We start from the raw sequence: 16,859 nt of genomic DNA on the forward strand, positions 1-16,859 counted from the left end.
CCTAGCCGAGTCACTTAAAATCCGAAGTATTCTTTGGCGTTGTTGTAACAAATATCTTGAACCATCTTTCCAATCCAAGGAATATCGTTAGGTAGTTCGCCATTTTCAACGTCGTTACCTAGTATATTACATAAAATTCGTCTAAAATACTCATGACGAGGGAAAGAAAGAAAACTACGAGAGTCTGTCAACATACCTACAAAACGGCTCAACAAGCCCAAATTTGAAAGCGCATTGATTTGTTTCTCCATACCATCTTTTTGGTCGAGGAACCACCAACCAGAACCAAATTGGATTTTTCCAGCCACGGAACCATCATTGAAGTTACCAATCATAGTAGCCATCAATTCGTTATCGCGAGGGTTCAAGTTGTAAAGGATGGTTTTAGCCAATTGGTTATTTTCGTCTAATTTACCCAAAAATTTCGAAAGCGCTTTACCTTGGTCAAAATCACCTATTGAATCCCAACCTGTATCAGGACCTAATTCGCGCATCGCACGAAGGTTATTGTTACGCAATGCACCTAGGTGAAATTGCTGTGTCCAGCCTTTTTCCCAATCCCAAATGGCAAAATGGATCAACATTGCAGACTTGAACTTCAATTGTTCTTCTAAAGTCAACTCACTTCCTCCTTTGATTTTCAAGAAGATAGCAGCAATTTCATCTTCCGTATAATCTTCCGCATAAATTTGCTCAAGACCGTGATCAGATAGCTTGCCTCCCATTTCAGCAAAGAAGTCATGACGCTCTTTCAATGCCCCTAGATATTCTCCTAAAGTTGAAAGACTACGACCTACAACTGCTTCTAATTTTCCGACGTAAGCCACAAAATTCGCCACGTTTTCTACCGCCATCGCTTTGTCAGGACGGAAAGTAGGCAATACTTTTACCTCAACACCGTCTTCTTTAATTTTTTGGTGATATTCCAAAGAATCAAGCGGGTCATCGGTTGTACACACCACCTTTACATTCATTTTATTCAACAAACCTCTTACCGAATATTCTGGGGTTTGTAAAAGAGCTGTACATTTTTCGTAAATATCTTTCGCAGTCGATGGATTCAATACTTCATTGACCCCAAAATAACGTTGTAATTCGAGGTGAGTCCAGTGGTACAAAGGGTTACGCATCGTATAAGGTACCGTCGCAGCCCACTGTTCATATTTCTCATAATCCGACTTGTCTCCAGTACAATAGGCTTCGTTGATTCCATTTGTACGCATTGCACGCCATTTGTAGTGATCGCCGTACAACCAAATTTGGGCAAGGTTCTCAAATGACTTATCCTCCGCTATCTGGTCTGGTGGTAGATGGCAGTGGTAGTCAATAATTGGCATTTGCTTAGCATACTCATGAAACAAAGTACGAGCTGTTTCAGTCTGTAATAGAAAATTGTCGTCTAAGAAGTTTTTCATCTTTTGAAATTGATAGTAGTTCAAAAAAATTGCTTAAAGTTTGCTGACTCAAGCAAGAGACTGTATTTGGATAATATTTGGGCTGTCAGCTTTGAGCTTTCGGCTTGCGGCGGTGGGTTTTGGAGCTCAATCATCTGAAACTCCGCACTCAAAACTCAACATTCACCACTTACAAAGAAACTCCACGTTTCCATGGAATAAAGTCATCGTGTCCAAGAGCAACAGCTTTAGGTGTGTATTCACCTGAGGCTGTTTTGATACAATATTCCAATAACTCCTCGCCCATTTCGGCAATCGTTTTTTCTCCTGTAATCACAGTTCCAGCATTGATGTCAATAATATCTGACATTCTCTCTGCCAAGGCAGAGTTAGAAGAAATTTTTAAAACAGGACAAATAGGATTACCCATTGGATTGCCTAATCCCGTTGTAAACATGATTACATTAGCACCTGAACCTGCCAAACCCGTCGTACATTCAGCATCGTTGCCCGGAGTACAAAGTAAGTTTAAGCCTGATTTTGTCGCTTGTTCAGTATAATCCAATACGTCAAAAATAGGAGAATTCCCTCCTTTTTTGGCCGCACCTGCCGATTTCATCGCGTCGGTAATTAAGCCATCTTTGATATTCCCTGGTGAAGGGTTCATATCAAAACCAGAACCAACCGCCTCTGCACTACGTGCATAAGCTGCCTGAATAGTGGTAAACTTATCTGCTAAATCATCACTCACACAACGATTGATAAGTTCTTGCTCAACACCACATAATTCTGGGAATTCAGCTAACATAACCTTACCTCCTAATGCAGAAAGCAAATCCGCGCAATATCCTACTGATGGATTGGCAGAAATTCCTGAAAAACCATCCGAACCACCACATTCTACACCTAAAGTCAGGTGAGATAGCGGAGCTGGTTCACGTTTAGCTTGGTTGGCAATCGTTAGACCGATAAAGGTTTGTTTGATAGCCTGACGCAACATTTGCTCTTCGTTTCCGATAGCTTGTTGGTCGAAAATATAAAGAGGCTTTGAGAATTGAGGGTCTACTTTGGCAATAGCGTCTTGTAATAATTTTACCTGTGCATTTTGACAACCTAAACTCAAAATCGTTGCACCAGCCACATTGGGATGCGTGATATAACCCGCCAATAGTTGACACAACACTTGTGCGTCTTCGCGAGTACCACCACAACCACCAGTATGCGTCAAGAATTTGATACCGTCTACCTGTGGGAATAATTTACCACGCCCTTCTTCAGTTTGCTCTGTTTCTTCATAAACTAATGCCGAAACATCTAACCCATTTTTGTAGGCATTTATCAAGCTTTGGGTATATCCTTGAAATTGCGAAGCTTTAGCATATCCCAATTCATTCAAAAGCGCATTTTTGATTACCTCGACGTTTTGGTTTTCACAAAAAACCATTGGTACTACCAACCAGTAGTTTGCAGAACCAACACGTCCATCGGCACGATGAAAACCATTAAAAGTACGTCCTTCAAATTTTGAAGTATCTGGTTTGTGCCACTCCAAATTAGGAACACGCTCACCATAAGATTCGGCAACGTGTTTTACGTTAAAAGTAGTGATATGTTCTCCCTGTTGAATTGGCTGAGCAGCTTTTCCAATGGTAAGACCATACATTTTCAACAAATCGCCTGTGGCGAAGTCAAATTCTGCAAATTTATGTTTAACAGGGACATCTGTTTTTAATTCAATTCCTTCTAGCACCTCCCCCTTTTTGAGGTCTGTCAAAGCTACATAGACATTGTCGCTAGGATTGATTTTGATAGCTTTTGCTTTCATTTTTTTGAGAATGTTTTCTGGTTACAGAAGAAAGTTACTACACTATTGCGGATTTGGGATTGCTGATTTCGGAAGTATTGTAAAGTACATTTCTTTTTAACAAAATATCATGTAAAAACTAGGTTAAAATTCCAAAATCCAACATCCGATATCCAAAATGGAACAAATCCTTCATACAATACTAACTCAGTACGCTAACCTAAGTATTAATGCAAAATAAAATTGAATTAAAACGCTCTAGGCCGTAGGCATTAGGCAAAAAATGTATTCATGATTTTGTTAGAAATACTTTTTGCTTATAGCATATAGCTTAATGCCTATTGCTGGCAAAATTCTTTTAATTTTGCCCACTAACTTACTAAAGTATCTTCGCCTTTACGTACAAATATTTTTAGGGTACTCAATACCCCTTCGTTTGTCATTTTGAGTAAATATTCTTTTACCATAGCTGCAAATCCTTTGAGAGCAGTAAGGTCTGTTCCCCACAAGAATTTGTCAGAAAGTACCGCATCAACCAATTCATCAGGAGATAATGAAGCCCATTTTTCAGCAAAATACGCTACTTTGTCGTCCTGAATAAGGTATTTCTCTCCATTGCTCGTGCCATAATATTTTCCATCTTCAGCAAGTTCTGCTTTCATGAAAAGCAAATATGCGGCAAATCCTACCGAAAAATACTCGGGAACACATGGGAAATTTTGATAATACTGTAACAAGGTCGCCAAATTACGCATCTTCATTTTAGAAGTGTACTGCATTGTAATGCTCAACCAATTGTGTTGGATACTATCGTTACGGAATCGGTCTAATACTTGACGACCAAAACGTTCTGCTGTCAAAATTGACACTTTGTATGGAATAGATGGAGCTAACTCCGCAAGCATCAAGTTGCTTACGAAAGTACTTAAATATTCGTCCTCCATACCTTCAGATACCGTTTTGAAACCAGCTAGATACGCCAAGCCACAGCTCAAAGTATGCGTTCCGTTCAATAATCTTAACTTCAACTCACGATATAAATCGATGTTGGGCTCAACAATCACACCTTCGTCTACTTGTCCAAACGAAAGAACTTCTTTTACGTGTTCGTCACCCTCAATAGCCCAAAGTCGGTAAACCTCAGAAACAATTAATAATTGGTCAGTATAACCTAATTGAGCTTCAATCGCCTCTTTTACCTCTGGTTTGGGTTTGCCTGGCACAATTCGATCTACCAACGAATTACAGAAAGTTGTGGATACTTCTAACCAATCTAAAAAGTCCGTTTCTAAAGAATTCAAATGCGCTAATTCCAATACGATCGATTCCAATTTTTTACCGTTATCAGGAATTAACTCTGTAGGCACAATCACCAAGCCTTTCGACTTGTCGCCATTAAATGCTTTATATCTTTCATACAAAAACGCTAATAGCTTCCCTGGGAATGACACAGGAGGTTGATTGTTATTAATATCGTCTTGCACTAATTGAATACCCACCTCGGTAGTATTTGAAATGACAATTTGCATTTCAGGATTATGGGCACATTCCAACACCTTTTTCCAATCTGATTGTGCTGAAATCACACGGCTAATAGCCGAACTCAAAGTGTATGACTCGATTTGTTCTCCTGCTTGTACCCCGCGCTCACAAATCGTGTATAAGCTATCTTGTTGGTCAAACTCATCGGATGCCCCTGATGTAGATTTTACCACCACAATGCGTCCGTTAAAAACGCCTTGCTTGTTGGCTTTGTCAATAAAATAATCTGGTAAACCACGGAGCAATACTCCTGTACCAAATTGCAATACCTTTTCTGGAAGATTGAGGTCGTTAAGGTTTGGTAAATTCACCGCACATTGAGGCACAATTGAATCCAATTGTGAAAATGAAATATCTTTCATAGCAGTCGTTTTATTCAAGAGGCGTTATGCCCAAAAATGATATTATTCTAAGGATACGTTTAAAACTCTGTAGTTTTGTAAAATAAGTTTATATCAAATGTTTAGCACCTGCAAGCGAATATGAGAATGTTTTTACGCAATCGTTTTCGGCATCGTTCCCGAAAATTATTCCCTCCGTCAATTTTCCATGACTCAGAGATATTACACTTAATCGTCCAGAAATTAGAATTTGTATTTTTTAAAGAATAGAAACTGGTGGAGTTTTGAGTGATGAGTTGAGAGTGGTGAATGTTAAGTTACTGTCAAAATTTATATTCACAACTCAGCACTGGAACAATGCGAAGGACTCTAAAACTGTCTATTTCGGATATCGGATGTGGGATTTTGGAAGTGTAATTGTCTATTTTTGTAAAAAATAAAGGTATTTTAATTTATTTCCGAAATCAGAAATCCAAAATCCGCAATTGTTGGAAATCCTCCGTACACTACTAACTCTCAATTCACAACTCAAAACTCATCACTAAAAAAAAGGCGGTAGTAAGATATTCTCACCACCGCCCTTGACTTACTTTTTAATGGTGGCTTGTTTTAGAAGCCATTCTGTTAGGTATTTAGCAGCTTTAAAGTTTTCGTATTGCAAAGGAAGGCGTTTGCCATTGAGGTATTCGTTGTAAATCCAAGGGTCACCTAGGACAAATACTGTACCTTTACCAACTTTGGCTGTTGCCATGATTACATCGCCACCTTCTTCCAAGATCGGTTTTGCTGGTGCTTTTGTTTCTAGGGTTACCAATTCTTTTACATAAATTTTCTTCACATCCTTGAAAATTGGATGATTGTTGAATTCAAATTTACCTTGCTCAAATTGGTCATTTTTCACCATATTGCGGTTTTTGTTGGTAAAACTAATACCAAACGCCTTCGTCAATTGGTTAAAATGCTTGATTTCAGCATTAGATGTATCATTGGCCAATAAAACCAATACACCACCTGCTTTTACCCAGTCAGCAATAACTTTTACGTCCTTCTCCTCAACATAGTTTGGTGCTGGAGTTTCTTTCGGAGTATCTGGGTCAACAATAATAAATACGCTTGCATTTTTCAAATTCTGAGCACTTGGCGCTTCTTCTAAAGTACCTAATTTAGCTCCATATTCATTGAAAACTTTACCCCAAAGCGAGTATCCTGAATCCTTACGATCGTACCAAGTATAGTGATAGGTTTCTTTTTCACCAGTAAAACCTTTGCGATATTCACGGTTGAAGAAGTTATCTAACATAACTGTTTTGCCTTTGCCAATCGACAAAGTAGGGAATGTTTCCATCTCAACACTTGCCATGATGAAAGGACCAACACCTTTTAAATCATCCTGACGGATTTTTTCACTTAAGTAATATTCGTAGCTACCATCGCGATAAGGAGTACCTCCCAAACCAGACACCTGTACGGTCTTTTCTAAGTGAATCAAACCATTGGCATCCGTCGAAATAAAGTTTTTCAAAATACCTTTATAGCCTTTTTGTGCCGCAACCATATAGGCTGGACTTAAATATCCCAAACGAACACCTTTCACAATCGAATACACAAACATCGAAGAACCAGAGGCTTCTAAGTAATTGCCTTTGCCTCCGATTTTGTCAGTTACTTGATACCAACAGCCCTCTTTAGGGTCTTGATACTTGATAACGGCTGGAATGATACGTTGTAAAATCGCTACTAACTCGCCACGACGTGGGTGGTTGGCAGGAATATAATCCAAAACGTCTACTAATGCCATTGTGTACCAACCAATTGCACGGCTCCAGAAGTTCGGAGACTTACCTGTTTTAGGGTCTGACCACTTCTGCTCACGGCTTTCGTCCCATCCGTGATACAACAAACCTGTCTTATCGTCACGACCATTTTTTTCCATCCAAGCAAACTGATTGATGATATCATCGAAGTTTTTTGAAGGACCAAACATTGCCGTATATTCTGCATAGAAAGGCTCAGCCATGTATAATCCATCCAACCACATTTGGTTTGGATAGCGTTTTTTATGCCAAAAACCACCTTCTTTAGTACGAGGTTGTTCTTTCAACTGCTTCATTAAATTATCAGCAGCCAAGCGATATTTTTCTTTACTCGTTTCATGATACAACGTCAACAATAAACGACCAGGCGTAATCATGTCAAGGTTGTAATCGTCGATTTTATAGGTACGGATATTACCTTTGTCGTCTACAAACTGGTCAACTACTTGCTTGATATAACGGAAATATTTAGCGTCGCCTGTATGATACCAAACATTTTCGAGTGACTTCATCATCAAGCCCATTTCGTATTCCCAATGAGCGTTTTTCTTTTCAGCACTGTAAGTAATGGTATCCTTGTGAACGGTTAGCATGGTATTTGCCATTCGTTCTGACCAAGGCAACGACTGCTGTACTTGAGCAAAAGCCGAATTCGCCATCAATGCGCAAACTGTCAATATTTTTGCAGTTGTCTTGAACATAGGTTTTGTTTTTTGAATGTTTTAGAATGTTTTGAGAGATACGTTCTTTCAAAGCGTTGAGACTTTAATTTCCATAAAGAGCACCTTTTCAATTCAGGATACTCTTTATGAGATTATGTCACGAAGTTACTTACTTCTTCAAAAGAACACTTGAAGGCACTTTTTCTCCAAGTTCAACGTCTTTTTTTGCTTGCTTGGTATCTGTATTAACCAAACGAACACTTTTGTTACGTTCTCCCGTTATTTTCAGTAATAAGTCAGTCGAAGCACCTTTATACTGAATATTGTCTAAGGTAATTTGTTGTCCATTCTGAATTTGAATCGTCGTAGCATCCTTAGAAAGAATACTTACATTTTTGAGATTGATATTCTCAGCTTCTGTACAAATCATTCCTTTATCAGATTCCAAAATCGCATCTTCTAACCACACATTCTTGATAGGCATTTCAGGCAAACCTCTAATGAACAACGCCTTTTCGGCACCACGACATACGATATTTTTCATATAAAAATCCTTGAAAAGTGGTGTTCCTGCACCAACTGGCTCAAATTTGATTTCTGGAATATCTGTCTTCTCGCCATACACAGGCACTGGATCTTTGGCAGCATAATACATATCAAACAAAATTGCTTCGCCAGGGATATTGGTCATTCCAATGTCGCTTATATAAATATTTTCCACTACTCCTCCACGACCACGTGCCGACTTGAAACGCAAACCAATGTCAGTTCCCATAAAGGTACAGTTGTTGACAAACATATTTTTGACACCACCAGACATCTCGCTACCGATAACGAAACCGCCGTGTGCATGATATACAAAGCAATTATTAATCAATACATTCTCGGTAGGCACACCACGTTTACGACCTTCCTCATCACGACCAGATTTGATACAGATACCATCGTCGCCCACATCAAATGTACAATCTTCAATCAAAGCGTTTTTACAAGATTCCAAATCTATTCCATCACCATTTTGGGCGTACCAAGGGTTTTTGGCTTTTACTCCTTTCAACGTAATATTGTCACACAACAATGGGTGCAAACACCAAGCTGGTGAATTTTGGAAAGTAATCCCTTCAAGCAATACATTTGAACAACGTGTGAGTGACAACATATTTGGACGAAGGAAGTCTTTGATATATTCAAAATCTTTAACCTCTTTTCCATCTTTCAATACGCCTGGCAGTTGTACCGTAGAACCTAAATATGATTTCTGACTTGGATACCAGTTATTTTTGTCAGGACTCAACAAACCACCTGATGCAATGAGTTTTTCCCAAGCGCCTTGGGTCATTTTGGAGCGTTTTACTGGACGCCACGCATCGCCTGCACCATCCAAAACACCAAAACCTGTAATGGCTACATTTTCCAAATCTATTCCATACACAGGTGCTTGACAACGAGCAGCAGTTAAGCCTTCGTAAGTGGTACGAATCAAATCAAAGTCTTCAAATCGATTACTAAATTGAATCAAGGCACCTTTACGCAAATGCAAATTAACATTACTCTTCATAACTATTGAACCCGTCAACCAAACTCCTGATGGTACGATTACAGTACCTCCACCTGCTTCGCTACAAGTAACAATTGCCTTATTGATTGCCTTTGTATTTAGCGTTTGTCCATCTGCTACCGCGCCGAAGTTGACAATATTAAAAGTATCTTTCTTGAAAACTGGTGTTGAAACCTTTGGCAATTCGTAAACAAATTTGGTAGGATATACCGACTTTTTGAAAAACGATTTCAGTTGTAAACCTAAAGACGCCATATCTTCACAAACCAAGCTAGCCATTACTTCAGCACCGTATCTAGAGAAATGTGTATCGTCAGAAGCACCGTCTTTATAACGAGCATATACATTTTTAGGATAATGTAAGAAAAGTTTCTTTGACCCAGCTACACCATGTTGTTCAATCACTTTCTGCGATTTTTGGTGTAAATCAATCATGGGTACTTTCAACTCTTTTGCCAAAGCTTTTACAACATCTGGGTAGTCTTGATGTTGGTCAACAAACTTACCACCTTCGTCAAACTTGCGGCGCATCACAGGTGTAATCAACACAGGGTTTCCACCTTTAGCACGAGTTTCGTTGACAAATCGAGTTAAGTTTTGCTTGTAAAGTGTTTGCGAAGGTGCCGAACGAGTCGTATCGTTCACTTTTTGATCATTGTGACCGAACTGAATCAAAACCCAGTCACCTTTTTTTACCTTGTCTATTACCGTTTTCCAACGACCTTCGTTGATAAAGCTTTTAGTACTACGACCATTTACGGCATGATTTTCAATTTTGATTTCATTTGTAAAAAATTCTGGTAAAACCATTCCCCAGCCTGTTTCTGGTGCAGCGTTTGCCGCCTTATCAGCCATGGTTGAGTCTCCACACAAAAAAATAGTAGTACGAGTATCTTCGAGCTTAAAGCTGAATATGGTAAGAAGAGTGAAGGTAAATAAAAGGACTTTTTTCATTAGTTATTGTTTATTTGAAACTCCTAATGGAGCTAACCATAGGGGTTCTTCTGGCAATTGAGTATGTTTAAAAATTTTATTCAGCTCTCATAAGAAAAACGAAATTTCCATTCGCTACACCTTACTTTTCTTGTCTTGACACAAGAAAAGTAACAAAAGAAAGTCAAGAAATCCTAAACTCGCCTACGGCTCAAACAACAGGATTTCAGAAAAAAACACAAACTCTTTCATTTTTAATAACTTGGAAATTTTAAACATACTCTAATTTATTATGGAAGCTGTTTAAACTTTCGTAAACTTGCTCGCGTAAGCAATGAATTTATACTGTTTGAGCGAAGCGAGTTTATAAATTCTTGAATTTTTTGTTACTTTTTGTTTCAAGACAAAAAGTAAGACGAAGAATTAATCAATAAAATGTGTTTTTCAGAAAATATTACTTCAAGATTTCAATCAGAAATACTGATTTCCCTTGGCTTTCTCCCTCCCAAAAGAAGGGAGAAGCTAGGTCGAGGTTTAGAGGGTTCAAACTATCTATCCAAAAACTAATTATACATACGATGGCTATTAAGATGTTCCATAAAGAACACTGTATCTCTGAATATTTCTTTTTGACTTTTTCAGGGAAATAGTAGAAACAATTCTACTATATAGTTGCTGTAAGACGGTGTCAAGTTAGAATTGTCCAAATCTAAGGACAAATTTTTACAGGAAAATATTTACGCAATCGTTGTCGGCAACGTTGTCAAGCAGTCAGGAATTTTGATTTATTTAATAATATTTGGGATATTACCTTGAAAATCGTAGATTAGAATAGTTTTACAGAGAAGCAAGTTATCTTTGTAGAAAATTGTACAAAAACAAGATTAGCTTTGGAAATCGCAACCATAAAAGATATTGCAAAGGCACTAAATTTGTCGACCTCCACTGTTTCGAGAGCGTTGAGGGGAAGTTATGAAATTAATCCCGAAACTAAGCGAATTGTATTGGAATGTGCCGAAAAACTGAACTATCGCCCCAACCCTATTGCCCTTAGCCTTAAAGAAAACCGTAGCCGTGCTATTGGTGTAGTTGTACCCGAAATTGACAATCCATTCTTTTCTCAAGCTATCAACGGCATCGAATCCATTGCATACAACCGTGGATACCATGTAGTAATTTTTCAAAGTCATGAATCCTACGACCGTGAAGTAGTTAATATTCAACACCTTGCCTCACGTCGTGTCGATGGTGTTTTGATTTCGCTTTCTGGACAAACAACCCACGTTGAGCACCTGAAAGAATTACATAGCAAGGGTATGCCAATTGTATTTTTTGATAGATTTTCGGACGAAATCAATACCCATAAAGTTGTGGCAGATAATTATCAGGGTGCATTTGACGGGACCGAGCATTTGATAAAATCTGGCAAAAAGTACATTGCTCATTTGGCGGCTTCTCCTACGCTTTCAATCACTCGTGAGCGTATCAGTGGCTACCAAGCAGCCTTAGAAAAGCACGGCATTCCTTACAACGAGGATTTTGTAAAATACTGTAATTTTAGCATTGAGGACATGGAAAAGGTGATTGATGAGCTTTTGTCACAACCCATTCTTCCTGACGCTATTTTTACGGTAAGTGACCGTCTAGCCATGGCATGTTTAAAGATTCTGAAAAAACGTAATATTCGTATTCCTGAAGATATGGCATTGATGGGCTTCACCAATTTGAAAGTAGCAGAATTACTTTCTCCATCTTTCACCTCGGTGATCCAACCAGCCTTAGAAATGGGACAACGAGCAGCAGAATTGCTACTAGATATGGTAGAGAAGAAAAGTAAAAATCCTGTTTATCAAACGGTAAAACTTCCCACAGAGCTGATTATTAGAGATTCAACTAAAATAGTTACAGATTAATCTTTAGAAATTAATTACGAAGGGACAAAAGCATATACTTTGCTTTTGTCCCTTTTAATTTTGCACCTGTTATCGTGTTTTTATGAATATTTTTCATTTGATAAAGTAGAAAAAAAGAAACATCATCTTTCTTCGTTGATTAACTATCAGAATCTAGTATTTATCCTATAGGCTATCAAAGCCCATTTTATCTAAACATCATGAAAAAATTAAGCATCACACTTTTATTCTTAGTTATGGCTACATTGGGAAGTATTGCACAATCAAAAGATGAAAAAGCAGTAGCTGAGTCGGTTGAAAAATTGCGTTTGGCAATGATTGACCCAACCAAAGAAGCCCTAGAAAATATCGCTACCGAAGATTTATCCTATGGTCACTCAGGTGGTAAAATCGAAAACAAAGCGCAATTTGTAGAAGCTTTAGTGAGTGGTAAATCTGACTTCAAAACGATTCAATTGACAGACCAAACGATTAGTATTCATGGCAAAACGGCGATTGTTCGTCATAGTTTAGCTGCTGAAACATTGGATGGTGGTAAGGCAGGAAGCGTTAAACTTTTTATTTTGACTGTTTGGAGTAAAGAAAAAGGAGGTTGGAAATTACTCGCTCGTCAGGCAGTTAAAAATTTGAATTAAAAACATTACTCGCCCATAGAATCTCAAGCCATGCCATCACAAGCATGGCTTTTTTAGTTTTGATTTAAGACTTTCCAAAAAATCGAGTAACTTTGATAAACTCATAATTATCAATAGCATACCTAATGAAATCACTATATATTGGTCTGCTGGCTATACTCTGTAGCTGGCCTTCTTCGCTTTCCGCTTATGCTCAATCCTGTGGATGTAATTTTACTATAACTAAGAGTGGGGCTTACAGTCCCAGTAACTTCAATGCCCAACCGGGGCAAACTATTTGTGTTCAAGCTGGCACTTATACAAACCTATCTTTTAATAGCTTTCAAGGGACAGATAGCCAACCCATCATTATAAAAAATTGTGGAGGACAGGTCATCATTCAAAATACTACGAATGCTGTAGCCATCAACTTTTCGAAAAGTAAATTCATCAAGCTATCAGGAATAGGTGATGCAAATGTTAATTATGGATTTAAAGTAGCAGGCACAGGTAATAACAGTAGAGGCATCAATATAGCAGATAAAAGTAGCAATATTGAAGTAGAAAAAGTTGAAATTCAAAATGTTCAAGGTGCGGGTATTGTTGCACGTACAGAACTTGCATGCGATAGCACTACCTGGAGAGATTATTATACCATGAGTGCCATCAAAATACATGATAATTACATACATGATGTAGTTGGTGAAGGTATTTCCGCTGGCGAGCCTTCTTATGGCACTCCAAAAACTATCAACTGCAATGGTGTAAGTGTATCTAAGTTTACACACCTCATTATTGGCCTTGAAATTTATAATAACATCTTTGAGCGCACAGGTAGTAAAGGCATCCAATATGCCAATTCACCCGACGCACAGGTACACCATAATATGATTAAAAATTGTGGAAAAGTGCCAGGCTCAACCACTCTCAACAATGCCGTGGCCATGAACGGTGGCGCAGGAGGGAATTTTTATAATAATACCATTCTGGATGCTGAGGGATCAGCCATAGTGATGTTTGGTTTTCCAGGAAACCAAATGATTTATAACAACTTAATTGTCAGACCAAAAGGCAACGCCATTTTCTCAGATTCTCGTCCTGGCTCGATCCCTGATACCTATTTACGTATTGCTCAAAACACGATTATCTCTCCCCAAAATGAGGCATTGAAACTGTACAGCTCGATCCATAATTATGAGATTGTAAACAATGTGATGTTAAACTCAGGAGTAGGGAAATTCATTTCGCCACTCTCCTCATCGGTTAGAATAAATGCCCGAAAAAATTATCTTAATGGTGTAGTGGACGCATCGTTTTATGAAAATACTAGTGCTGAGAATTATCGTCCGCTAAGTCATGCTCCTGTGATTAATAAAGGCGAAAACTTAAGCTCTTGGGGTATCACAACGGATGTAACAGATAAGCCTCGACCAAACGGTGGTGACTTTGATATTGGTTGTTTTGAATCGGCATCGGCAGTAGCTACCTATGTTCCAAGTTCATGTGATTATACAGTTATTCAAAGTGGTGATTATTCAGCCTTAAACCTGAGCGCTGGACCAGGCAATACTGTTTGTATTCAAGCAGGAACCTACACTGGACTCAAATTTATTGGACTCAATGGTACAGCCAACGAGCCAATTATTTATAGAAATCTTGGAGGGCAAGTAATTTTTCAAAATACGACTAACAATCAAAATGGTTTAAATTTTGATAACTGTCGTTATTTCAAAGTGACTGGCACGGGTGACCCAAATGTGTATTATGGACTAAAAGTAGCCAAAACAGGCTCTGGAGGCATGGGAATCACAGTAGGTGGCAAAAGCAGTGACTGCGAAATTGAACGTGTAGAAATTTCTAATACTGGCTTTGCTGGTATTATGGCAAAAACTGACCCCAACTGCGATTCGACTACATGGAGGGGGAACTTCACCATGTATAATGTCAAAATTCATGATAATTATATCCATGATGTACCTGGCGAAGGCTTGTATATTGGTAATTCATTTGCTGCTGGAGGAATGACTATCAACTGCAATGGCGTAACCAAAGTAGTACCTCCTCACAATATTTATGGTCTTCAGGTTTATAACAATCAGTTAGAAAGAACGGGATGCGAAGGCATACAGTTTGGTTGTTCAGTAGATGCGCTAGTTCATGACAACACGATGGTAGACACAGGAATTAGTCCGTTTGATGCCTATCAAGCTAATGGCATACAGATAGGCGGAGGCTCTGGTGGTCTATGTTATAATAACACTGTAGTGAATGCTCGAGGCACAGGCATTATCATGGTGGGGTTCTTGGGCAATCAATCTGTATTCAATAATGTTATCGTGAACTCAGGTTATAATGGCATTTTTGCAGATTCTCGCTCCTGCTCTATTCCAAATACTTACTTAAGAATAGCCAACAATTCGATTATAGGCTCTGCTAGTGATGCCATCAAACTATACAGTTTGATTCATACGCATGAGGTCATCAATAATTTGATTGCCAATCCAGCCACTGGCAAGTATATCGTTAAATTGGGCAGTCCAGTGATTGTCAACGAGCGTAACAACTTCAAAACACTGGATATAAGTCAGGCACAACTCAATAATCCTAGCAATGGTAATTACTACCCTATAGTTGGTTCTCCACTGGTCAACACTGGCGAAAACCTTTTACTTTGGGGTATCTCTTTTGACAGAGATAACAATGCAAGACCTTACGGCAGTACACATGATATTGGAGCATTTGAATTAATTCCTCCAGGCGGTTGAGTATTTGGATAAATTCTTCTGTTTTTCCTCATGTTGTGGCATAAAGTACAGTCACGACGTGAGGATTTTTTATTTAAAAAGCGATAAGTATCATTTCTTATAAATTGGGAAAGTGATTTTTTTTATTGATTTTTAACAAAAAAGTAACAAAACCTTATTGAGGTTATCTTAATTTATCCATGCAAGAAATTATTATCAAAGAAGTTATAAGTCCAAGCGAACTCAAAACATTCGTTTATCTTTCTGAAAAACTCCATGAGAAACGCCCAAATTGGGTACCTCCTATCTATGCAGACGAATGGATTTTCTTTGATCATAAAAAAAATCCTGCCTTCGAAGTCGCAGATACTATCTTTTTTTTGGCCTATATGAATGATAAGCCCGTAGGTAAAATCATGGGCATTATTCATCGTGAATACAACGAACTTCAGCATATTAAAGAGGCTCGTTTTTTTCATTTAGATAGTATTGAAAATATTGACGTAGTAAAATTGCTGATAGATGCAGTCCAGAGTTGGGCAAAAGCTCAACACATGGAAACTCTAGTAGGCCCGTTTGGATTTTCTGAAAAAGACCCACAGGGCTTCCAGATAGAAGGGTTTAAATATTTACCTGTCATCGCTACTGCCACAAATCCACCTTATTTACCTCAATTCTTAGAAACATTAGGTTTTGATAAATTGACAGATTGTGTGGTTTATAAAATTGACATTCCTGCTGAAATACCTCCATTTTATCAAAGAATTTTCGACCGAGCACAGCGTAATCCCAACATTAAGCTACTTAATTTTACGTCAAAAAAAGCACTTAAACCTTACGTAGTCCCAATCTTTCGATTGGTAAACGAAACCTATAAAGATCTACTAGGCTTTGTTCCACTTTCGGAGGCTGAAATGCAAAAAATTGCCAAAGCGTATCTTCCAATACTAGACCCTGATTTTGTCAAAATTATTGTTGACGAAAACAATGAGCCCATTGCCTTTGTTGTGGGCTTACCTGATATGAGTAAAGGTTTGAAAAAAGCTCGTGGCAGATTATTTCCTTTTGGATTTGTCCATATCCTTTTGGATGCAAGGAAAAATAAGCAATTGGATTTATTATTAGGTGCCGTAAAACCCAATTACAGAGGTTTGGGCTTAACCACGCTTCTAGGTGTAAGTATGATACAAGCTGCACAAAAACGTAAGATGGAATTTATGGATACGCATTTGGTTTTGGAAACCAATCATACCATGCGTGGAGAAGCTGAGAAATTGAATGGAGAGGTTTATAAAAAGTATAGAATTTTCCAGAAAGCCATTCTTTAGTAAGTAGAAGTACAAACTCAACGATTTAGCATTCGGCTTTAAGCTATGGGCTCTCGGCAAAATATTTCTTATGAGTTCACATAAGCTTTTTGTCTAAAGCTTTTTATTACCATTGATTATAAAAACCATTTTCGAATCAGAAAATTTTCAAATCAGCACATTTTCAAATTTTCAAATCGATCCATTTTCAAATCGAAAAAAAATCCCCTCAG

9 protein-coding genes are annotated in these 16,859 nt (G+C 38.2%); 4 read left to right on the forward strand and 5 right to left on the reverse strand.

The annotated features are described in order from the left end of the window. Positions 1-14 precede the first annotated feature (14 nt). The 5 genes from uxaC to QM481_RS00915 form a co-directional block, all read right to left on the reverse strand. Positions 15-1,415, reverse strand: a complete 1,401-nt coding sequence (gene uxaC / locus QM481_RS00895) for a glucuronate isomerase (RefSeq protein ID WP_283380280.1) — start codon at positions 1,413-1,415, stop codon at positions 15-17. A gap of 169 nt (positions 1,416-1,584) precedes the next feature. Further along, positions 1,585-3,219, reverse strand: coding sequence for a UxaA family hydrolase (locus QM481_RS00900; RefSeq protein ID WP_283380281.1), 1,635 nt, complete (start codon positions 3,217-3,219; stop codon positions 1,585-1,587). Between the two features lie 350 nt (positions 3,220-3,569). Then, a complete protein-coding gene (locus QM481_RS00905) occupies positions 3,570-5,102 on the reverse strand; it encodes a tagaturonate reductase (protein WP_283380282.1) in 1,533 nt (510 codons plus the stop codon). A gap of 565 nt (positions 5,103-5,667) precedes the next feature. Next, positions 5,668-7,596: a glycoside hydrolase family 88/105 protein gene (locus QM481_RS00910; RefSeq protein ID WP_310589654.1), complete on the reverse strand. Its 1,929-nt coding sequence runs from the start codon at positions 7,594-7,596 to the stop codon at positions 5,668-5,670. A 130-nt stretch (positions 7,597-7,726) separates the two neighbouring features. Next, positions 7,727-10,069, reverse strand: coding sequence for a glycosyl hydrolase family 28 protein (locus tag QM481_RS00915; protein ID WP_283380283.1), 2,343 nt, complete (start codon positions 10,067-10,069; stop codon positions 7,727-7,729). A gap of 869 nt (positions 10,070-10,938) precedes the next feature. On the opposite strand from QM481_RS00915, the gene QM481_RS00920 reads away from it, so the two are divergent. The 4 genes from QM481_RS00920 (at position 10,939) to QM481_RS00935 (ending at position 16,647) form a co-directional block, all read left to right on the forward strand. Beyond that, a complete protein-coding gene (locus tag QM481_RS00920; protein ID WP_166549453.1) occupies positions 10,939-11,961 on the forward strand; it encodes a LacI family DNA-binding transcriptional regulator in 1,023 nt (340 codons plus the stop codon). Positions 11,962-12,161: 200 nt separating this feature from the next. Continuing rightward, complete coding sequence (locus QM481_RS00925; RefSeq protein ID WP_283380284.1) at positions 12,162-12,596, forward strand: nuclear transport factor 2 family protein; 435 nt, start codon at positions 12,162-12,164, stop codon at positions 12,594-12,596. Positions 12,597-12,721: 125 nt separating this feature from the next. Then, positions 12,722-15,340, forward strand: a complete 2,619-nt coding sequence (locus QM481_RS00930; RefSeq protein WP_283380285.1) for a right-handed parallel beta-helix repeat-containing protein — start codon at positions 12,722-12,724, stop codon at positions 15,338-15,340. Positions 15,341-15,519: 179 nt separating this feature from the next. Further along, positions 15,520-16,647 (forward strand): hypothetical protein, encoded by a 1,128-nt coding sequence (locus QM481_RS00935; RefSeq protein WP_283380286.1) that lies wholly within the window; start codon positions 15,520-15,522, stop codon positions 16,645-16,647. The last annotated feature ends 212 nt before the right edge of the window (positions 16,648-16,859 follow it).

The sequence above is a fragment of the Flectobacillus rivi genome, from assembly GCF_030056655.1.
Classification (GTDB): Bacteria; Bacteroidota; Bacteroidia; order Cytophagales; family Spirosomataceae; genus Flectobacillus; species Flectobacillus rivi.